At 42.4% G+C, this 22,649-nt stretch carries 18 protein-coding genes and 1 tRNA gene; 16 read left to right on the top strand and 3 right to left on the bottom strand.

Features of this window, described 5'->3' with window-relative positions:
* The 7 genes from NE671_RS05790 (at position 1) to NE671_RS05760 (ending at position 6,493) form a co-directional block, all read left to right on the top strand.
* A complete protein-coding gene (locus NE671_RS05790) occupies positions 1-1,788 on the top strand; it encodes an efflux RND transporter periplasmic adaptor subunit (RefSeq protein WP_092071912.1) in 1,788 nt (595 codons plus the stop codon).
* Positions 1,781-3,013, top strand: coding sequence for an ABC transporter permease (locus NE671_RS05785; RefSeq protein ID WP_015527479.1), 1,233 nt, complete (start codon positions 1,781-1,783; stop codon positions 3,011-3,013). Before NE671_RS05790 ends, NE671_RS05785 begins: the two co-directional genes overlap by 8 nt.
* A 158-nt stretch (positions 3,014-3,171) precedes the next feature.
* Positions 3,172-3,245, top strand: a tRNA-Arg gene (locus tag NE671_RS05780).
* A 228-nt stretch (positions 3,246-3,473) separates the two neighbouring features.
* Positions 3,474-3,704, top strand: a complete 231-nt coding sequence (locus NE671_RS05775; RefSeq protein WP_015527478.1) for a hypothetical protein — start codon at positions 3,474-3,476, stop codon at positions 3,702-3,704.
* A gap of 21 nt (positions 3,705-3,725) precedes the next feature.
* Complete coding sequence (locus NE671_RS05770; protein ID WP_256163765.1) at positions 3,726-4,328, top strand: class I SAM-dependent methyltransferase; 603 nt, start codon at positions 3,726-3,728, stop codon at positions 4,326-4,328.
* Between the two features lie 7 nt (positions 4,329-4,335).
* Entirely contained in the window at positions 4,336-5,145 is an 810-nt protein-coding gene (locus tag NE671_RS05765) for a Cof-type HAD-IIB family hydrolase (RefSeq protein WP_256163763.1), read from the top strand.
* Between the two features lie 340 nt (positions 5,146-5,485).
* On the top strand, positions 5,486-6,493 hold the full coding sequence (locus NE671_RS05760) for a calcium/sodium antiporter (protein WP_021650262.1): 1,008 nt from the start codon (positions 5,486-5,488) through the stop codon (positions 6,491-6,493).
* Between the two features lie 129 nt (positions 6,494-6,622).
* On the opposite strand, the gene NE671_RS05755 is transcribed toward NE671_RS05760, so the two are convergent.
* Together NE671_RS05755 and NE671_RS05750 are read right to left on the bottom strand one after the other, a co-directional pair.
* Entirely contained in the window at positions 6,623-7,096 is a 474-nt protein-coding gene (locus NE671_RS05755; protein ID WP_021650263.1) for a hypothetical protein, read from the bottom strand.
* Positions 7,097-7,102: 6 nt separating this feature from the next.
* Positions 7,103-8,194 (bottom strand): acyltransferase family protein, encoded by a 1,092-nt coding sequence (locus NE671_RS05750; protein ID WP_173740933.1) that lies wholly within the window; start codon positions 8,192-8,194, stop codon positions 7,103-7,105.
* A gap of 558 nt (positions 8,195-8,752) precedes the next feature.
* Here NE671_RS05750 and NE671_RS05745 point away from each other — a divergent pair.
* The 9 genes from NE671_RS05745 to NE671_RS05705 all read left to right on the top strand — a co-directional run bounded on the left by NE671_RS05745 (position 8,753) and on the right by NE671_RS05705 (position 21,231).
* Positions 8,753-9,016 (top strand): helix-turn-helix transcriptional regulator, encoded by a 264-nt coding sequence (locus tag NE671_RS05745; RefSeq protein ID WP_129976099.1) that lies wholly within the window; start codon positions 8,753-8,755, stop codon positions 9,014-9,016.
* Positions 9,017-9,175: 159 nt separating this feature from the next.
* Complete coding sequence (locus NE671_RS05740; protein WP_173723443.1) at positions 9,176-9,391, top strand: phage holin; 216 nt, start codon at positions 9,176-9,178, stop codon at positions 9,389-9,391.
* Entirely contained in the window at positions 9,391-15,999 is a 6,609-nt protein-coding gene (locus NE671_RS05735; RefSeq protein WP_173740932.1) for a DNRLRE domain-containing protein, read from the top strand. The genes NE671_RS05740 and NE671_RS05735 overlap by 1 nt, the downstream gene beginning before the upstream one ends.
* A gap of 60 nt (positions 16,000-16,059) precedes the next feature.
* Complete coding sequence (locus NE671_RS05730) at positions 16,060-16,668, top strand: hypothetical protein (RefSeq protein ID WP_144093901.1); 609 nt, start codon at positions 16,060-16,062, stop codon at positions 16,666-16,668.
* Between the two features lie 34 nt (positions 16,669-16,702).
* Positions 16,703-17,356 (top strand): hypothetical protein, encoded by a 654-nt coding sequence (locus NE671_RS05725; RefSeq protein WP_110102833.1) that lies wholly within the window; start codon positions 16,703-16,705, stop codon positions 17,354-17,356.
* Positions 17,357-17,498: 142 nt separating this feature from the next.
* Positions 17,499-18,434 carry a hypothetical protein gene (locus NE671_RS05720; RefSeq protein ID WP_173740727.1) on the top strand — a complete coding sequence of 312 codons (936 nt, stop codon included), beginning with the start codon at positions 17,499-17,501 and terminating at the stop codon, positions 18,432-18,434.
* Between the two features lie 28 nt (positions 18,435-18,462).
* On the top strand, positions 18,463-19,056 hold the full coding sequence (locus NE671_RS05715) for a hypothetical protein (protein WP_173740726.1): 594 nt from the start codon (positions 18,463-18,465) through the stop codon (positions 19,054-19,056).
* Positions 19,057-19,572: 516 nt separating this feature from the next.
* Positions 19,573-20,172: a hypothetical protein gene (locus NE671_RS05710; protein WP_173740725.1), complete on the top strand. Its 600-nt coding sequence runs from the start codon at positions 19,573-19,575 to the stop codon at positions 20,170-20,172.
* Positions 20,173-20,319: 147 nt separating this feature from the next.
* Positions 20,320-21,231, top strand: coding sequence for a hypothetical protein (locus tag NE671_RS05705; protein ID WP_173740724.1), 912 nt, complete (start codon positions 20,320-20,322; stop codon positions 21,229-21,231).
* Between the two features lie 174 nt (positions 21,232-21,405).
* Here the strand turns inward: NE671_RS05705 and NE671_RS05700 are convergent, their stop codons facing one another.
* The gene (locus NE671_RS05700) at positions 21,406-22,635 is read right to left on the bottom strand and encodes a chloride channel protein (RefSeq protein WP_256163761.1); all 1,230 of its coding nucleotides are present in this window, start codon (positions 22,633-22,635) and stop codon (positions 21,406-21,408) included.
* Between the last annotated feature and the right edge of the window lie 14 nt (positions 22,636-22,649).

Genomic DNA, 22,649 nt, shown 5'->3' with positions numbered 1-22,649 from the left:
ATGAAAAAAGGGAAAAAGATTGTGATCGGTGTGGCAGCAGTGGCTGTTGTGGCAGGCGGTATTTATGCGGCATCAGGTGCAGGCCGCGGGGGATCACAGATTCCGCAGGTTGCTGTTACCAAAGCGGAGACAAGAGATGTGGAGGAGATCGTAGATGCAACCGGAACCGTTGTCAGTGATGAGCAGAAGACCTTTTATTCTCCTGTGAACGCACAGATCAAAAGCGTATCCTTCGCAGAAGGCGATACGGTTTCAAAGGGAACGAAGCTGATAGAGTTTGAAGTGAAGGATCTGGAGAGGGATAATCAGAAAGCAGAGCTGAATGTACAGTCCGGACAGTATGATTATAAAAATTCCATCAATAAATCCAATGAGGCCCAGAAGAAGCAGGACAGTGCAAAAGCAAAGGTTTCCAGTCTGGAACAGCAGGTAAGGGAGCAGCAGAATTATCTGGCTTCCCTGAGATCACAGCTGGCGTCTGTACAGGCTCAGGCTGCGGCAGATGCGCAGGCACAGGCCCAGGCGGAGACCCAGGCAAAGGCAGAGGCCCAGGCTGCCAGGGATGCAGAGACTCAGAGAGCGTATTCAGAAGCGCTGACTACATATCAGAATGAGACACTTCCGCAGTACCAGCAGGAGCTGGGACAGCTGAATTCCGATTATGTAACGGCACAGAATGCTTATAATCAGGCAGATACCAGTTATAAGATGGCTTTTGCACAGTGGCAGGCAGACCAGAGCGATGAGAATGCCCAGGCGCTGGATGAAGCGGAAGCAGCAAGAAGTCAGGCAGAGATCACCTGCCAGGAAGCAAAGGAAGCTTATGAGGATAAGAAGGTCAGCCAGCCAAAAATGCCGGAGTATTCCGATTACAGCAGTAGTGCAGCCGGTGATTTTGTTACCGATGGAGCTTCAGAGGAAACACCGGGGCTGACAGATCATGCATCTGCGGATGCTTCTTCTGCAGGAAGTACAGTGGATACTTCTGCCATTGAGAATGCGATCGAACAGGCAACCTCTGATCTGGCGGATCTGCAGTCGGACCTTGCTTCCCAGAAATCCATTGCAGAGGCGGATTCTGCCAGCCTTACAGAAGAAGAGAAAGAAAAAATGCGTGTCAGCAACAATCTTACTGAGCTGGATGCAAAATCTGCGAAAGAGCTGGTAGAAGAAGGAAAGAAAGGCATTTCGGCGGATTTTAACGGCGTCATTTCCAAATCAGCAGTCCAGCAGGGCGCAGCGGCAACACAGGGAATGGAGCTTTTTACCCTGCAGAATACAGATAAGGTCAGCGTTGATATCAATGTGTCCAAGTATGACTACGATAAGGTAAAGGAAGGCCAGAATGCGGACATTACCATCGGCGACAGGAAATATACCGGCAAGGTGACTAAGATCAGTCACATTGCGACAACTAACGAAAAGGGCTCCACACTGATCTCTGCCACAGTGAGCATCGACAAGCCGGACAAGGATATTTTTCTGGGAGTAGATGCGAAGGTAAAGATCTATGCAGAAAAGGCAGAGAATGTGGTAACGCTTCCGGCAGGCGTGGTAAATATCGGCAAGGATGGTTCTTTCTGTTATGTGCTGAAGGATGGTGTGATCACGAAGCAGGATATCACAACAGGAATCAGTTCCGAGGATTCTGTTGAGATCACAGATGGCATTAAAGCCGGAGATAAGGTCATCGAGGATCTGGGCTCCCTGGAAGAGGGAATGAAGGCAGAGGCAGCAGCGGCAGACAGTGACAGTGCAGCAGAGACAGGGGAGACTGCTAATGAGTAATATTTATGAATATATCAAAATGGCGATCCATAATATCATGGCTAATAAGGGAAGATCCTTTCTCACCATGTTAGGGATCATCATCGGTATCGCATCTGTGATCGCCATTGTGTCCATCGGTGAGGGTACGAAGAATCAGATGAACAGCGAGATCAATGATATCGGCGGCGGCCAGATCGCTGTTTACTGCAGTGATGATGCCATAGCAGACCAGGTCTGGATCGAGCCGGAAGATATTGATGCAGTCCGGGAGCTGGATGGCGTGGAAGGTGTTAATGTTTCAGATTCCTATACAGGCGAGACCGTAACCGGAAAGGGTGATTTTAATCTTACAGTGACCGGGGAGGCCCAGGATGCCAAGCTGGTGGACAATGCTTCTGTGAAGTACGGAAGCTATTTCGGGCAGAAGGAGATCGAAGAGGGAAAAAACGTCTGCGTGATCTCCGATGCCGATGCGAAGAGGCTTTTCGGAACGGATGATGTAGTGGGAATGACACTGGACATTACCTGCTATGATCTGACCAAGACATTCCGCATCTGCGGAGTCACCACACAGAAAGAGAACGGAACCTTTGTCAGCTATACTTACGATGGAATGCCGGTGACCATAAATGTGCCTTATACGGCCATGGACGACTTTACCGGAAGCAGCGGAGAATTTTATCAGATCATAGTTCAGGCGGATAAGAGTCTGGATTCCCAGGCGGTCGCAGATAAGATCATAAATCTTCTTGAGAGACGTCACCAGTGTGCCGGAGATGAATATTTCCAGGTACAGAGCTTCCAGGATGTTATGAAATCCATGAATCAGATGCTTGGTATGGTGACTGCGTTTATCTCTTTTGTTGCGGGCATTTCCCTTCTGGTAGGTGGTATCGGTGTTATGAACATCATGCTGGTATCCGTCACAGAGCGTACCAGGGAGATCGGTATCCGGAAATCCCTTGGAGCGAAAACCTCGTCTATTATGTTACAGTTTCTTGCGGAGGCGGCGATCCTGACGATCATAGGCGGGCTGATCGGTATTGTGCTGGGGATTGCAGGCGGCTATGTGATCTGTGCGGTGATCAGCAGCAGTATGGGAATGACCATCACACCTGGGATCAGTGCGGGAACTATCCTGGCGGCTACGCTGTTCTCCTGTGCAGTAGGTGTGTTCTTCGGAATCTATCCGGCGAAAAAGGCAGCGAAACTGAGCCCGATTGAGGCACTTAGACGGAATTAGAAAACTGTTGCTTTTGCATCAAAAATAGCAATAAAAAATATTTTTAAAAAAAATCAAAAAAAGTTTCAAAAAACCCTTGACATTTTATAGGTCTTAGAGTATCATACATATTGTTGCAGCGGTGATACGAAATATCACAAAGGAAAAGCAACAAAGATGTGCGTTTAGCTCAGCTGGATAGAGCGTTTGGCTACGGACCAAAAGGTCGGGGGTTCGAATCCTCTAACGCACGTATGAAGCCTCTGGAATTGTTCCGGAGGCTTTTGTTTTGTGTTTCGGAAACAGGCGAAAAATTGTATTGACACTGGTAGTGGGCCAGAGTAGAATAAAAAAACAGAAAAGAAAAATTTTTGTAAAGCTGTTTGTCTGATACAAGCAGCTTTTTTCACAGGAAAAAGTAAACAACAATGAAAGTACAAAACACCTGAAATAGAGGTGAACCTATCAGGAGGAAAAAACAATGCCAGGATATCTGATCAAAGATACAACAAAAGAAGAACGTAAACAGATCGTGGAGGAATCTCTTGGAAATATTTCCGCGAACTGTGATGGCTGTATGGCGAGACTTGCGGATATGTATCAGGATTATATTGACGGAAAGAAAGAGATCCGTGAGATCAATATGGAGTTCAATGCCAGGTATGTCCATGGAGATATGGATAAAGAGGAAAAACGAAGCTGCCCGATGTAGCGAACGGAGATTAACAGAAGCATGGATCAAAATGAAGTAAAATATGATAAGCTGCTGAAGATCAAAACCACCGGTCGTGACGATTCCAGATCGGATCAGTACTGTTATCCATACGAGCCAACGCCGTACGGGGTGCTGGAACGGCTGGCTTATTGTGGATATCTGGGGAAAAAGAATCATCTGATCGACTATGGATGTGGAAAAGGCAGAGTGGATTTTTTTCTGGCGTGGCAGGTCAGATGCCGGACTACAGGCGTGGAGTACGATGAACGTATGACAAAAGCCGCAGAAGAAAACAGGCAGCGGGCTGTTTCCGGGACAAAAACATCATTTATACTGGAGAATGCGGCCCTTTTTCAGGTGCCGGAAGCCGCAGACAGATTTTATTTTTTCAATCCCTTTTCTGTGGAAATACTGAGAAGCGTCATCGGACGCATCCGGGAATCCTGGTATGAAAAAACAAGAGAAATGCTACTGTTTTTCTATTATCCATCTGACGAATATATTTCATATCTGATGACCGTAGAGGAACTGGAATTCCTGGACGAGATCGACTGTCAGGATCTTTTCGACGGAAAAAATCCCAGGGAGAGGATATTGGTATTTCAGATGGGAGAGGAGTAAAAACAACATGATAAAACTGATTGCAACAGACGTAGACGGAACTCTTGTAAAAGACGGGACCATGACTATCAATCCGGAATATATGACAGTGATCCGGAAGCTGACTGAGCTGGGAATCACCTTTGTGGTGTGTTCCGGGCGGCAGTATGACAGTGAGAGGAAGCTGTTTGAGCCGGTGAAGGATCTGGTGTATTTTGTGTCAGATGGCGGTACGGTGATCCGGAAGAATGATAAGATACTGAAGGTACATACACTTCCGGATGAGGTTTGGAAACGCATGCACTATATGGTGAAAGAAAAAATGCCGGAATGTGACTGCTTTATTGCCACACCGGAGTGCTGCTATGCGGAGAATGAGAATGGAAGGATGTTCCGGTGGCTGCGGGATTCCTATGGTTATGATATGAGAAAAGTGGATGATCTTTCTTCTCTTCAGGGAAAACAGGTGCTGAAATTCTCTGTCTATCACCCGGAACGGTGCGAGGAGCTTTGTGCCCCGTATTTTACACCGGCATGGAGGGATAAGGTAACGCTGGCGGCTGCCGGAAAAGAATGGATGGACAGTACACCGCCGGAAGGCGAAAAAAGTACAGCTGTCGAATTTATCCAGAAACAGTTAGGAATTTCTCCGGAGGAAACCTGTACATTTGGAGATAACCTCAACGATATCGCCATGCTTCAGAAAGCGGGAAGGAGCTATGCGGTAGCCAATGCCAGAGCGGAAGTGCAGGCAGCAGCCAGGGAAGTATGTCCGTCATACAGTGAAGATGGAGTCTTACAGATCCTGAAAGGGATTGTTTCTGAAAGCAGAAAATAATAAAGATATATAAAATATGTGCTTTCGGTAAAGAAAAGTCACCGGCCAGGGGTTGACTTTTAAAAACAATTCTGTTAAATTGAAAAAAATTGAAAATTTTAATTCCATGAGGGAGTAGTTCGCACGTAAGTGTGATTTGTCAACAGACCCGGTTTTTTCTGAAAAACCTGGCAAATCTTAAAGAATGAGACTCATGTATGCTTTGTTATATTTTATTGCAGCAGGGCATACATGGGTCTTTTTTATGTAACAAAAGAATGCCGGAAAGAATTTTTTCAGCAGGGCGGGCGACAATGAATCTCCGGGTTATGGGAAATAAAAAAAGAAAGTGAGAAGAAAAATGGAAAATCTGGTAAACAGTTCACCGCTGATCCTTGTGTTAGTTTTTCTTGTGATCGGCTTTGTGTTCCTGATGAAGGGTGCGGATTTCTTTGTAGAAGGAAGCTCCAGTATCGCAAAAAGGCTGAAGGTGCCGCCGATCATCATCGGCCTTACTATTGTGGCAATGGGAACATCATTGCCGGAAACTGCAGTCAGCGTTACAGCGTCACTGGTCAATAACAATGAGCTTGCGGTCAGCAATGTGGTAGGTTCCAATATTTTTAATCTGATGGTAGTTGTTGGAGTCTGTTCCATCCTGACGCCGATCCTGGTACAGAAGGAAACCATCCGGAGGGATATTCCGTTTTCCATGATCTGTGCGCTCCTTCTTCTGGGGCTGGGGATCCTGGCAGCAGGAGATACGATCGGAATGAGACTTGGTCATCTGGATGGAATGATCCTGCTGGGATTTTTTGCAGGCTATATTGTGGTAATGATCCAAAGTGCCATGAAGGCCAGGGCAGCAGAAAAAAATGTGGACATGGAAGGAATGGAAGAGCTGGAAGAAGAAATCGGCATCCTTTCCTGGCCGAAGAGCATCCTTTTTATTGTGGGAGGCGCACTTGCCATTGCCTTTGGCGGAGATCTTACGGTGGATGCTGCCAGCCGCATTGCCATTGATCTTGGAATGAGCCAGACACTGGTGGGACTGACCATTGTTTCCATCGGAACTTCCCTTCCGGAGCTGGTGACTTCCGTGGTTGCAGCCAGAAAGAACGAAGTGGATATGGCTGTGGGAAATGCGGTAGGCTCCAATATTTTCAATATCCTGATGGTTCTCGGAGTTGCATCTGCCATCAATCCGGTGGCACTGATCCGGGAAAATATTATTGATATTGTCATACTTATCGTGTTCTCGCTGATCGTGTGGATCTATGCGGCCACAAAGCAGAGGATCAGCCGGAAAGAGGGAATTTCCATGGTGTGTATGTACCTGATCTATGCAGGGTATATTATCTGGAGATAGCTGCTGTGGGCATGCAGCTGGTCCGACGTGGACAATAGTATCGTATAGGGTTTATATCAATGCAATTTATAAGAAAAGCTCCAACCGTATCAATATCGGGATACAGTTGGAGCTTTTCTGCAATTATGCTCATTTGCACTCAGAAGAGAAAGCTTTTTTTGAGGATTCTTCTGAAGCGCTCTTCTGATGCGGGGTCATATCATCACTGTCCGTCATCAGATATTTGCGGACGGCAAAAAGAATGGCGATACCGATGATCCCGATCAGTGTCTGTACAGGATCGAGATGTTCCACGACCATCTGCCTTGCTGTTGCAAAAAGCAGGACTTCGACAACAGTCTGGGCGGAATGGCGGCAAAGCATTTTTACAAACTCCACACCGACTACAAGGGACAGTGCCTGTGACAGGAAACTGGTAAAAAAGCTGGTGTCCATATCCATGATGGAGGTACCGGCAGTTGTAAGGATCAGACGCAGTCCGGACAGTGCGATCACGATAATGATCACGATGGATAATGCGATTTCTGTGTAACGGGCTGTGTTGTAGATCAGTTCGTTAAAATGCTTGCGGATATTGTGGTTAACGGCGGTTCTGTCTTTCATGAGAAGTTATCCTTTCTTTTTCGCAGAAGCGGGATGATCGATAAAGCGGGTCGCAAAATAGCCGAATACGCAGGTGATGACCACCATACATGGCAAAAACAGCCAGAAGCGCTGCTGGCTCATGGTGTTGAACCATGGAGCATTGGCTTGCAGGATCATGATGATGGGCATATGCCACAGATAGATCCCGTACTGGTTCCGGGCTACGAAGTACAGCGGACGCAGAAACCTGAAATCCATTTCCGGCAGGAGGGAGAAGCCCACAAGCAGTATACTGAGCAGGACCGCCAGGATGGAATGGGCGGGATAACCGGAGGGAGCAGTGCCATAAAGCCCGTGACTGTGATAATAAAAGATCCATACCAGGATCAGTGCGGTGCTTGCAATAGAAACTGGAAGTCCAAGCTTCAGCCGGTAATCCTGCATACGATTTCCGGTCTGCTTCCAGAAAGCGGCAGCAGCCATTCCCAGCACGAAATTATCCAGCGCAGAGAATACCTGACGCTCGTATACAAAATATACAGAGTTATCCGAAATCCCGGAATTGTGGAGATAGCGGACAACGGCGAACCGGCAGATAACAGTGAAAACAATGGATACAATGGCAGATACAAGCCAGTTTTTCCGGACAGCCTTATAAAGGAACGGGGCGATCAGATAAAACTGAAAGATCACGCCCATCGTCCACAGCGCACCATTGATGGAACCATGAGTCACCGGGGAAAAGTTCTCCGTGAACGTATAGTACGCAAGGATATGCCGAAGTCCCTCATTGCTGAACATCTGCGTGGACATAAAGATCAGAAGGACCGTGATACATACATAATACTGGGGCATAATGCGGATGCAGCGCTTTTTCATAAAAGCCCGCCAGCCGGGGAGACAGCCTCGCGCCTCCGAAGAAGAAAGGGAAAGATAAATCCCATATCCGCTTAACAGGAAAAACAGTGTAACTCCTACTTCACCTCCAAGAGTCAGAAGTGTGTGGATGGCTGTATGCGACTGCCATGGCTGCCCGGACAGAACGTAGCAGTGATACAGCATAATGTAGAGGATCGCCCCAGCACGGAGCAGATCGATATTTTTGATACGCTTCATAAATAAATCCTTTCCTGAAAAAAATAAGTCTGCCCCATGACTGAAACAGGCAGACAGAGATAGGTTCAGTATAGCATGAACGAGGGAGATTGGAAAGCTGTCGGAGGGAAAATTTACTATTGCAAAAACGAACACAAGTTCGTATAATGGAAAATATAAGAAACGAACATATATTCGAAAAAAGAGGAGCGTGAGAAGTGGTGGACATCGAAGAAAGAACACCCGACAGAAAAGCAATACGAGTACATTGCCCGAGTTGCTCCAACAGCAGATTGTTCGATTTGACAGGTGACTGTTCCGGAATCCTCCGGATCAAATGTCCCAGATGCAGAAAAGAGGTGGAGATACAGCTGGCACATTGCAATGAACAGCAATACAGAAGGCAGATCTTTTATTACAGAACACATAAGAGATAAGAAAACCACATAAAAACTGAGTGAGAAGCCGGCCGGCAACTGTAGATTGCGTAAGAGCCAGACTCAAAGCCAGGAAATACTTCCCTGATTTTAATATCAGGGGTGTTTTCCTGGCTTTTTTCTTTATAAGGGGGAAAAGAAAATGAAGAATGAAGAGCAGAAATTATATCAGATCGGAGAATATGTCCGTATATGTCGGAAAAAAGGCGGGTACAGTCAGGAAGAACTGGCGGAAGGCGTAGATGTATCCAAGATGACGATCTCCAGAATCGAAAATGGAGAAAATGCCATGAGTATCCTGCTGTTTTTTCAGATCGTCAGTTTTCTGGATATTTCGGAAGAAGAAGTTATCAGACTGTTCAGAAACTGTGATAAAGAGTGCAGGGAAGCACAGGGATGGAGATAAAAATATTCGATTCTACATATATGTTACGAAAAATAACATATATGTAATTTAAAAACAAACAGATGTTCGATATTATATAAAGCGTGAAACATATGTTTTTGACTACAGAGCGTAAAGTGAAGGCCAGCTTTACCGGAGATGAAAGAAGGTGGCAAACGAATGAAGATCAAACGAAAGATCAGATTTCCAAGAGATGTACTGATCCGGATGACAGTGCTTATGATCGCACTGACGAATCAAATCCTGGAACTGACAGGCAGAAATCCACTCCCATTTTCAGAAGAAGAGTGGTATCAGATCCTGAGCGGAATGGTAACAGTTATGACTGCTTTATGGATCTGGCTCAAAAATGAAAAGAAAGAAGGAAAGAAATAATGGAAGATAAGAAAAGACGGGAAATAAAAGAAGAAAGAACCGCAGCATCCAAACTGTTTGAGAATGAGGATCATTCTTTTACGAAAGAAATCTATCTGGATGATGTCCATTATCAGGACGAAGAGGGAATCTGGCAGGAAATGGATGATACCCTGACAGAGGAAATGGATGAAGACACAGAAGCAGATCAGGAAGAAAATATGGCAGAAGAATACGCAGCCAGCGAGAGGGCAGAGAAGGATTTTGCCAACAGAAAAGGCAAATGGAAAGTCGTATTTCGTAAGCATTCCAGAAAGCAGGGGACGGTATCTGTTACCAAAGATGCATATAAGATTAGCTGGGCACTGGAAAACGCAGAAAAAGTAAAGGCGGAAGAAACCGGAACGAATGCAGTTCTTTATCCGGATATCCTTCCGGGAACAGACAGCCGTTTCTGTGTAAGAGGAAAGAGCATAAAAGAAGATATCATCCTGAAAACACCGGAAGCAATCGGTTCTTTTACATGGCTCTATCATACCAAAAAACTTCATCCGGTAGCAGGAAATTCCTGCGTAAGATTTGTAAATGATGCAGAGGAAGAGATTTTTGCTGTTGCGGCGCCGTTTATGACAGATTCCGCAGGAAAAAGATCAGAAAATATCGGAATCGAACTTCTGGATGAAGGAAAAAAAGACCGTTGTGCGATCCGGATCACACCGGATGAAGAATGGCTGAAAGATCCGGAAAGAGTTTATCCGGTTATTGTCGATCCGATTACGACAACATCAAAAGACGTGAAGGAAATTATTGATGCATGTGTAGATTCACAGGATGCAGCGGGTACTGATCGTGAAGGGATGTATTTAAAAACCAGAGGTGGTGATATTATTCAGAGAAGTTATCTGAAATTTAAACTGCCGATGATCAAAACCGGAGATATGGTAATCAATGCACGCATGCTGATGGTGTCTCTTGCAAAAGATGGAAAAGAAAGAACTGTTCAGGTTCATCGTGTACTGCAGGATTGGGATTCTGCCAATCTTACGTGGATGAACAAGCCTATGTATTCGGAAACAGTTGAAGATATATGTAAGTTTACCGGAGATGAACAGAAATATATCAGCCTTGATATTACACGGCTTGTGAAGGAATGGTATCAAAATGGACGTAACTATGGTGTATTACTTAGGGACAGTTATGAACTTTCGGGATATACAGCGTATCTTTCATCAGATTGCGACAGTGATTATACGAATATGCGTCCGAGAATCGACATTTCCTACGTAAACTACTCCGGTCTTGAGGACTACTGGACATATCATAGCCAGGAAGCAGGACGTGCAGGCACCGTGTACGTGAATGACTACAACGGAAATGTGATCATGCAGCATAATACAATGGAAACAGGCGGCTCACTGATGCCGATGGGGCTGACACAGGTATACAACAGCAATGATAAAGACACCGATATCGGTTACGGATATGGAGTCCGTCTGAATTATCATCAGACGATCCGGAAAATCACTATTGCAGGAACGGAGTATTATAAACATACAGATGGAGATGGTACAGTCCACTATTTTGTATATGACAGTACAAAAAAGAAATGGAAAGAGGAAACCGGCTTGGATCTGGAACTGATACTGAAAACCGGAGATTCCGATATTGCCTATGTGATCAAAGATAAAGAAGAAAACTGCCTGAACTTCATGACAGCAGGATATTTACGCTCTATTTCAGACCGACATGGAAATACACTTAGCCTGAAATATACCAACCTGCGTATTGCATCCATCGCAGACGGTGCAGGCCGTGTGACAACACTAACTTATGATACGGACAGTGCAGGAAAAGCAAATCATCTGATAAAGGTAACAGGACCAGATCAGAAAAGCAAGACGTTTGCATATACCAACGGATGTCTTACATCGATCACAGATATTGATAATTCCAAGACCACATATACCTATACAACAACCCGTCTGCTCCAGAAGATCCGTAATGTTGATGAAAGTGAAGTGCATTACGACTATTACAGCCAGAATCCTTACAGAGTAAAAAAGATAACTGAGTACGGAAGAGGAAGTAAAGAAGGAAACAGCCTGCGGCTTACCTATGGATACAACAGCACAAAATTTACAGATCGAAAAAACAGAAGTGAAATCTTCCGATTTGACAATTCAGGAAACCTTCTGCATGTGCATGATGGATTTGGCCATGCGGCAAGTGCAAGATACAGCAAGGATAAAAATTACACCAACCGTCTGCAGAATGAAACAAAACTTCAGTCAAATATCATCCAGCTGCTGAAGGATCCGATCATTCAGGCAAAGACACTTGGCTGGAAATCCTATGTATCCGATGAAAAAAATATCAAAGCATCGGTCAATACCGACAGTCAGAATGTAAAAACAGGGACAAGATCCCTTCAGCTTACCAGCGAGGTAAGTAATCAGTTCTGCAGCTGGTATCAGGAAGTTTCGCTGAGAAAAGGTGCGACCTATACATTCTCCATGTATATGAAAGCTGTCATAAGTGAGATTGGGGAAAATGGAAGATGTTTTGCACGAGTTGAATATCATGATAAAGATGGAAAAAATGTCTATGCGGTAAGTGAAGGAATCCGAAAGAGTACCGGTGGGTTTATACGTCAGAAGGCAACATTCAAGGTACCGGAAGATGCGGCCGATACAAAAGTAAGAGTATTTTTATACATGTATCGGGTAAAAGGAACAGTTTATGGAGACATGGCACAGCTGGAGTGCGGAACAACTGCAAACCGCTGCAATCTGATAGATAATGGAGATTTTTACTTTGGGAGTACGCAGGGCTTTACCGGCTCGGGAACCACGCTTGCAGATGAACTGACAACAGTGGGAACCAGCGTATATATTCCTGTCAGATATGCAATGATGGTGATCACAGATTTTGCGGATGTTTATACAACACCAAAGGTGTCTGCAGAAACAAAGATCACAAGTATCTTCAAGAATGAATGTGTGGTGGCAATGGCATTTCTGAAAGATGCCAGTGGAAATCTCTGGTACTATGTGAAAACAAGGAACGGGCAGAAAGGATATGTCAGATCAGAGTCTCTGTGTATTTATATGCCGGGAGGAAGCGCCAGCAATTCCGCATGTACTGCAGTTGAGAATGCCATTCTCCGCTCCGCCCCATCTGCATCAGCAATACCGGTACAGGAAGGGATTGAAAAAAATACCTGTTTGGCATTACGCTCATCTGTAAAAGATTCCAGTGGAAACAAGTGGTATGAAGCAGGACTGGATATTGACGGAAAAAGATATTATGGCTATATTTCCGCAGATTCTGTAGTAAGACTGGCAACAAACACGCCGTATGGTTACACATATGCACCGGTGAACTGCTATACGACTCCATCTACAGTCAGTGGGCTGGTAACACTTCCCAAAGATAAAAGAATCCGTATACGGGGAACAGTTACAAAGAATAACGGAGAAGTATGGTATGCGTTTATGCCTGAAAATACAGAAGAAAAAAAGTTTGCTTATATCCTAAATACAGCTCTTACGATATCCAAAGCTCCGGTAACAGACCGTGAAGCAACGGCCAAAGTAAATGAAAGGGTGCCGGGACTTGACAATCATATTTTCAAATTTGTTGGAGATTATGAAAGTGAAAAACGTCTGGTCAAAAAACTGGATCTCACAGGAAAAAAAGGCGATACCTACATGGTGAATGCCTGGGGATTCGGAACAACACTTCCGGAATCTTCTGTGGATAAAGGTCGCAGGTTTGGTGTGGAAGTTGTATTTATATCTGCAGATGGAAAGACAAAAGATACACACTACAGTAATTTCAGTCCGGATATTCTGGACTGGCAGTTCCTGAGTGATGTGTACGTGGCAAAAAATGATTATGCAAGTATTCAGGTAGCGTATACATACTGCCATAATGCCAATCATGCGTTTGTAGATGGCATTGCGTTATTCCGGGAGGAGTTCGGACAGACATATACTTATGATGCAGAAAATAATCTCATTTCTGTTACAGATGCTCAGAAGAATCGGCAGAAATTTGAGTACAATGCGACTGGTGATGTAACCGGGATCACAGACCCGAAAGGAAATAATTTTAAGTATGAGTATGATGCAAAACGTCGTCTGCGAACCGCAACTTCTGCCGAAAGAGTCAGATACCGTCTGAAATATGACACAAAAGGAAACATTGTGGAAAGTGGCTGTATTGCTGCGTCAGATACCACAGAGACAAAGGGCACCTGGGTGGCCCGTAAATTCACAGAGAAGAAAAATCATGTAGCAGGCGTTACGGATACAGAGGGAAATACCGTATCCTATGAGTGGGATGAAACTACAGATCTGCTGAAATCACTTATAGATGGAAGAGGAAATAAGATTTCCTACAGATACGATGCCGCACAGCGTCTCAGTGCAGTAAGCCAGAAAGTAACAATTGGAAATGTACAGAAAACAGTGACCAATGCGTATACCTACAAAAATGACAGACTTGCGTCCATCAGCCATAATGGATTTGCCTACGGATTTACCTATGATGCATTTGGAAATATGCTGCGAGCTTCTATTGATAAAAAAGAAACGGATGCAGAATATTCTCATGAACTTGTCAGATATGAATATGAAGAGAAAAACGGAAATCTTGCAAAGACCATTTACAGCAATGGAGATTATATCCGCTACGAGTATGACAGTATGGATCGTATCCAGATGAGCTATTATCACAGTGCCAGTGCGTCTGCAGAAAAAAGAATGAATCATTATGTGTATGACCGAAGCGGAAATCTTGCAAAAGTACAGGCATACCTGGCTGGAAAAACCTATGATCTGGAATATGATTTCCTGGACAGGCTGATGCGTGTTACAGATGAATCCGGACAGAGATACCAGTATTTCTATGATGCAAATAATAACATGACAGAGCTTCGCGTATATTCTGATGAATATGGAACAAAAACAAATTACAGCTATGATAAAGACAGCAGAGAAACAAAAACAAAGATCATGAGCGGAAAAGAGAGAACCGTTACTTATGATTCCTGTGGAAGAGTTGCAAAAACAGAGTGGAATACCACAAATCCTTTAACTCTGACATATGGATATTATTCTCCGGATAAACAGGTCGGTACACTTCCAAGAAAAATAACGGTAGGTTCCAGAACCCTGAGTTATACTTATGATGCAAACGGAAATATCACGGCGATCACAGATACCAAAGGTTCCAGTACAGTAAAAGAATCCTATATATACGATGAGCTGAACCGTCTGATCCGGGAAAACAGCCAGACGCAGAAGAAGACATTCACCTATGAGTATGATCTGGGTGGAAATCTTGTAAAAGTATGTGAGTATCCATATACAACAGGAACGCTTCCAACAAAACCATCTGCAACAGAAACCGGAACCTTCGGACAGGTATGGCGGGATAAACTGATGAAGTGGAATGGTGTAGTCATGCAGTATGATTCAATTGGAAATATGACCAAAAAAGGAAATACTACATTTACCTGGACACAGGGAAGAAAGCTGGAGTCTGTCAATAACGGGAAAAAGATCCGATACTATTATGACCATGCCGGAAATCGAGTAAAGAAAACCGTTGATAATGTAACAACCGAATACTGCATGGCAGGAGATCTTCTGGTAACAGAAAAAGGTGAGGGACGCCGAATCTGGTATTACTATGATTCCGCAGCAAATCCTGTTTCAATGCGAGTGTCAGGAAAAGACTATTTTTACGTAAGAAATCTCCAGAATGATGTCATTGCACTGATTGACGACACCGGAGAGACTGTAGTAGAATACAAGTATAACAGCTGGGGAAAAATCCTGAGCATCACCGGCAGCAAAGCCGGCACCATCGGAAAAATCAACCCGTTCCGCTACAGAGGCTACTACTACGATGAAGAAACCGGAATGTACTATCTGAAGAACCGGTATTATGATCCGGAGATCCGGAGATTTATCAGTGCGGATTCGTATATTTCCGGATTTAACAGCACAATGTGCAATGTATTCTGTTATTGTGGAAATAATCCGGTATCTAATAGCGACCCAGAGGGAACTTTCTTTAAAAAGATAGTGCATTTTTTAAAATCTAAATGGAAAAAAACGAAGAAAGCGGTTGCTAAGGTATATAATTTTGTAAGGGAACATGTTGCAACATTTGTTGGAACAGAAAGTTATCAGACCAGTAAAGTAGATGAAGTTTTAGTAGATGGAGTGGTTAAAGTTACTCAGACCATATCGACGCGTAATACTTCTCACAACTCAGAAATGGTAACGGTATATGCAAATCATGTTAATGGTAAGAGTTTTGAATGGGGTTATTCTATGGATGTAGGTGTTGTACACTCAGGCACTTCTATTAATCAGGGGACATTAACCCAAAGTTTAAGTATAGGAAAAAAGAAAACTATAGGAGGTAGTGTGGGTCTTAACAATAAAGGGTCTCTTATAGTGGCAACAGATTATACAGTTACATCCGATAAAAGTGAAACAACAACTGAAATATCAGTAGAAATTTCATGGATGGTTCTGGCAGCGGCATTAGGGTGCTTACTTATACCTGAATTAATGGTGGCAATGCCTGCCTTTGTAAAATTTATGGCTTAATAATTAGCAAAAAGGCTACTATTCAATTGGATTATAGTAGCCTTTTGAGAAAGGAATCATATGGCGAATCTGATATTGAGCATTTTCGAAAGAGTTATAACAATATTAATGTTTATTGCATTGGCAGTTGCTCTCGTATGCAAGAAAAAATCTAAAAAGGTACCGCTTTTTATCATCAGACCAATTTTTCTGGTTGGTTTGTTATTTATTATGTTTCAGGCAGTATTTGTGCAGCGAAATTTTAGCTCGCTGGATAAAGCGATTCGGGCATATGATATTAAGGCGAAGCCAATAGCAACCTTGCAGGATGAGAAATCTACATATGTTATCATGGATGAAGATGGATCTATTGAAGGAAGAATTTTTCCAAAAAATGGAAAGAAATGGAAATTGCCGGATTCAGCATTTTTCAGAAAAAGTATGAGCTATCCTTCAGAAGATGCCAATATTGATATGAGATCAATAGAAATACATGGAGCATGGTATATTGTAATACTCCCACATTATCTTATGGGGGAGAATTCTATAGATGAGGTTCACGATTCGGCTGGAACAGAATTTTTAAAAACGGAATATGAGAATATAACGGTATATTATGGATATCTGAAAACGAAACCAGATGATTACTGGATTTCTGTAGATGGAGATAAAGTAGCGATCAATCTGTGAAGCGTCAAGATTGTAGGAAAAGGAGAACATAAAAATGAATATTTCACTGTCTAACTGGTGGTCGTGGGGAATCTTATTGCTGTTGCTCATGATAGTGGCAGTTGTGGATTCCAGGAAAAGAATCCCACGAAAAATATCCATATTTATACTGGTTCCGGTTTTGTCTGTGGTCATCATATTTATGATGTCCGAAAATAACAAAGAGGCTGAACAAAGTTTCCATACACTTGAGGAAGCAGTAACAGCCTATGATGATCGGTCAGATGTCGTGGCGACATTGCGAGGAAAAACTTCAGCATTGGTTATTATGGATGATGGAGATGTGATGGACTCACAGATTTTTGAAAAAACAGAAAGCGGCTGGAAACTTCCGGAAGATTCAGAGTTTCAGGACACAAAGCGTTTTACAGGAGACAGGATTATAGTCGACGTATCTACCGTAGCAGTTGATGGGGAATGGTATGTTGTGGTGTCACCATATCCGGGAATAAAATCTCCCATAACGAATGTATACGATTCGGAAGGAACAGAATTTTCCGAAGCAAAAGGAAGCGAAAACGTTTACTATGGATATCTGAAAAAATACCCAGAGGACTACTGGGTTTCTGCAAATGGACAGAAGATGGTTCCAATCGGGTTTTTGAAGGATTGGGTCAGAACTGGATGGAAAATAATAAGTAGTCATTAAAATAATAGATATCATAAAACAAAAGATTATTGGATTTCTATAAATGGGGAGAAGATATCGCTTGAGTGAAAAAACAAAACGTTTTTTTCTAATAACATTACTTCTGACACCAGCTTGCTACCAGATCATGCCGGAGATCAGAATGGCATTAGTATTGGCGGCAATGGGAGAAGCTGTATTATCGGCAGATAGAATTTGGGCAAGAAATGAAAGGTTTCCTTTTGCAAATTTATATGATGACAGGAATCCTCTGTATGTACGAAAAATGATGAAGAAGAGGAAATGGCTTTCTGGGATAAATGGATATTTTGTAGTACAGATTTGGCTTTTGAGTTATGTTCTTCTGATGACAGCAGGGTTCATTTCTGATCATATAATACATAGAAGATATCAGGAAATCAGACTGGAATTTTTCTGGATTTACTGGGGAATAATAATGAGTCTTGGTGTAGTGGAGGCATATTATATCCACATTTATAAGAAAAGTTTCTGCTATCCGAGAAATAAAAAAGGTATCTGGATGCCATTCAGCTTTATCGGATATGAAATGCAGGGACTGGCAGGAAGGATACTGCCTGATCCAACAGAAGAAATGGAGAAAAATCAGCCTCTGGTGTTCGAAGAATGTCTTTTTAAAAGCGGATATGCTAAAAAAGCAAATTATATATTAAAAGAGAATGACCAAATCTGTTTTTATCAGAAAAGAAAAAATCAACAGGTAAACTTATGGGCGATCATTGATATAGCAGATATGGAGAAAATGCATATCCAGCTTTTGAATGATGCATTTGAGATTTTCTGGTGTAATGAGCTGACCAGAGAAGAAAAAAAGAAAGATGTACGTTTTACATTTGTAATCCAGACTGAGAGAATCAATGATGCTATAGGCAGGATTTTTTATGACGGATCAGGAATACGAATGTATAAACATCGAAGTCGTATGGCTGTTTTGTATGAGAAAAAACATGACATCATAAAAATAAAATGTACGGACCGTAAGTCCAGATATAAAAATATTTACAGAGAAATGAGAGAAGAACTGAAGCGGGTGATCGGAAGACGTGATATAGATCTGTAGACTGTATGCAAAGGGGATGTGAAAAAATATGCTGATCAAAGTGATAAAACCAGTTGTATATCTGGTAATTATTATTAATCTGGTGATCGCTATTTCTTATAAAAGAAAATCAAAAAAGACACCAGTTAAGGTTGTTGCGTCAATTGTTATATTAGGAATCGGACTCTTTGTTTGCGATACAGTGTATACTCACCGAAGTTTCAGTTCTGTGGAGAAAGCCGTGGAAGCATATGGTGATAATGCTGAGATCATCCGTATTCTGCAGGGAGAAAATTCTACATATGTTATCATGGATAACGAAGGAACAGTAGAGGGGAAGATTTTTCCGGAAAGTTCTGGGAAATGGAAATTGCCGGATTCTATATTTTATGGTACAGGCAGAGAGTATCAAGATGTAAAGATAAATATCGATATGTCAACGATAGAAATCAATGGGGAATGGTATGTACTGGTAACACCGAATGATGATAATTACGTAGTAGCCGATGTGAAGGATTCTGTAGGAACAGAATTTCTGGAAGCAGAAAATAACAAAAATGAAAAGATATGTTATGGATACATGGAACACAAACCGAAAGATTACTGGATTTCTGTAAATGGGGAGAAGATATCGCTTAATTAAAAGAATATATATTAGAAAAGAAAGAGGTAATTATACAGAAAAATGATCGACGTGTTGAGCAAATCAATTTATTTGTGTGTATATGTCCTGATGTTTACTGGATTACTGAAATCTTTTTATTTCTATTTGGCGCCGGTCGGTGTAATGGAAATTTTGGCGGTTCTGGTAAGCCTGATGATCTCAAATATTCTATTTATTCCTACAGTTATTATACCGTCAAGATGGAAAACCCCTTATAATGTGCCGGATAGTTATAACTGTCAGAATCCATTTTATGTACACGGTATGTTAAATGACAAAAAGGAATCGAAATATGCTCTTCCTATCAGGAAAAACGGAAAGTTAAAAAGTTTTTTGTTTTTGCGAAAAATAATGATTCTGTGGCTGGGAGTGTATTTTACATATCTGGGGATGCAGTATTTAAATCCAGATATAAATAGTACAGTGATAGAAATCCTTCTGAATATCTCGCTGGCTTTTATGATCATGGCAAGATCATGCATGTGGATATTTTATGTGAAATTTTATAAAAAGAATTATAAATATCCAACAGATAAAGAAGGAAATTGGGCGCCATTCAGTTTTCTGTGCCAGAATATCAATATGTATTATGAAAATCCGGTGTGTTACAGGGATTTACAGACACATTCTGATGTAATGGAAAAAGGTTTTGGAATTTATCAGTATATAAATACGTATAAAGCTCCTCGAAATGGAAAAACTTTTTTCTACAGATATGACAAAACAGATGAGATACATATTCTGGCATATGTAAAAACAGATCTGTTTCAGGAAGCAGATATCGGAAAATTAAATAAAGCTTTTGTAGAATTTTGGAAGCAATATATCAAAACAGAAGAGGAAAAAAAGAAAATATATTTTTCCTTTGTGATGGAAGTAGAAGATGATAATCGTGTTCTGAAGAGCATTGTACGGAATAATTCAGGGATAATGATGTATAAAAGACGATACCGTCTTGGAGCGGTATATAACCGTTATTATAATCGCCTGGAAATCCTTCCGTTATATAGATATTCGAGATATAAAAAACAATATGAGAAAATGAAAAAAGATCTGTTGGATTGTCTGGGCATATCGGATGTTGTACAGGCCTGATGACTAGGGGGGATCATAATAAACCGAAAAAGAAAAAATAATATACCTGAAAAAATTTTATTATTTTGTATTTTATTCTTGTCATATCGTTGGATTTTTGAAGATGATAGATTCACATTTGGAGTAGCCTTTTGGGGATATTTGGCATTGACTGGATGGGTATTCAGATGTGGCGAAACACCGGATCAGGATATTTCTTCGGAAAGTGTAGATGAAAATCCTCTATATGTTTATGGGATGATGAGAAAAAATCGAAAATGGCTTTCCGGAATCAGAGGGTGTTTTCTGTTTCAAATGTTGCTTTTGACAGATGTTTTTTTTGCAGCAGTATATTCCTGTTGGAAATGTTGGACGAATAGCAGTGGGAATGATGCGATTGAAAAAGCGTTATTACCACTGTATATTTTAATGACAGCGGGGTATGTTCAATTTTTGAAGCATAGTGCTAGGATTCATGCAAGAAGCTACAGGTATATAGAGAATAAAAAAGAAATCTGGATGCCATTCAGTTTTATTTGTTACAAATATGAGAAGTTAATAGATATCAAAATAACTTTTCCAGAAGAGGTCGAAGAACGAAACGTTGTATTTGAAAAAGGGCTTTTACATAACCAGTACCAAAAAAAGTCAGAATATGAACTGGACGAAAAAGGAAAAGTAAGTTTTTTCAAGAAAAATAGAAATAATCAGGTGAATATCTGGGCGCTTATAGATATTACAGATATGGATAGAAATGATGTTTTGTTGTTAAATGATAAATTTGCAGAGTTCTGGATCAATGAGATGAGCAGAGAAGAAAAAAAGAAGGATATTCGTTTTACATTTGTAATCCAGGTAGATGAAATGAATGATTATCTGCAGGAAATTTTTTATGAAAGCCAGGGAATCTTTATGGATAAGCACAGAAGCCGGCTGCCTGTATTATATATACGCAAACACGATATCCTGAAAGTAAAATGGGCTGATAATGATTCAAAATATATAAGTATCAATAAGGAAATGAGAAAAGAGTTAAAGAAAATATATGATGATTCGGAGATAGAATCCATTAATAGCTGAAGAAAGGAATCATATGGCGAATCTGATATTGAGCATTTTCGAAAGAGTTATAACAATATTAATGTTTATTGCATTGGCAGTTGCTCTCGTATGCAAGAAAAAATCTAAAAAAGTACCGCTTTTTATTCGGCCACAACCGAGTCAGTCATGACCGAATAAAAAATATGTACATATCTACTCCTTAAACCTGCAAAGTGCCTTCTGCTGTGCTCCATAAATGGAGTGATTTCCATTGACCAGATAAGCGAGGATGCATACCAGGATAAGGGGGATGGTGTTTCGGGTGCCGAAGACTTCCAGGCCGATGAGGATCGGGGCGATGAGGGTGTTGGTGGCGCTGCCGAATACTGCGGCGTAGCCAAGTGCCCCGCAGATAATGGGAGGGATCCCGAGGATGGAACCTAGGACGACTCCAAGGGAAGCGCCGATGGAGAACAGTGGTGTCACTTCGCCGCCTTGAAAACCGATGGCAAGTGTAAATACAGTAAACAGAAGCTTCAGAATCCAGTCATATCCGTAGATCGTTTCTCCGGCAAAGGAAGCGGAGATGAGATTGGTTCCAAGACCTGTGTAGCGTCCGCCATAGCTCACAAACAGCAGAGCTGCCAGTGGAATGGCCATGACACCGATGCGGATCAGCGGAGTTGAGATTTTTTCCCCGAATAATTTCTTTGCTTTCTGAAGAAGTACGGAAAAGCATCGTCCTGCGAGACCAAAGGCAAGTCCGAGAGCAATGAGAGAGATCATGCTTCGGAGATCGGTCACAGTCCAGGTGTCTTGGATATCCACAGCAAATTTTTCCAGTCCCAGGAAATGAGAGGTGAAGGAGGCTGTATATGCGGCGATAAGTGCCGGTAGCAGCGCATCGTACTCAAGATATCCGGCAACGATCACCTCCATGGCAAAAAATACAGCGGCCAGTGGCGTCTGGAACAGACCGCCAAAACCGGCAGCCATACCGGTGATCAGCATGACAGGCGTATTTTCCCGGATATGCAGCCTGCGTCCGGCCTCGTGGGAGAGTGTAGCACCGATCTGCACGGCAACACCTTCACGGCCGGCACTTCCTCCGAAGAGATGGGTGATCCAGGTGCCGAGCATTACCAGAGGGACAAGGGCCAGAGGAATCTGGTCCCTTTTTTTCTGCCCGGTTTCGAAGACCAGGGACATGCCCTTTAAGCTTAAGATGCTGAAATGATGATACATCCACACAATAAGAAGTCCGGCCAGATGCAGGAAGGGCAGCAGGCAGCGCCAGTGTGCGGTGCGAAAAGCAGAGATCGCCAGCAGGCCCCGGCCGAAGATAGTATCTACGATCCCGACGCAGATTCCCACGACCACTGCAAGGACAGCATATTTCAGCTGCAGGATCCGATGTTCTTTTTGGATAGTTTCTTTTGGCATAGTAACTCCTTTCA

Origin of the sequence: Blautia sp. DFI.9.10 (genome assembly GCF_024461705.1) — a bacterium.
Classification (GTDB): Bacteria; Bacillota; Clostridia; order Lachnospirales; family Lachnospiraceae; genus Blautia_A; species Blautia_A fusiformis.
This window is presented reverse-complemented; position numbering and strand designations above follow the sequence as displayed.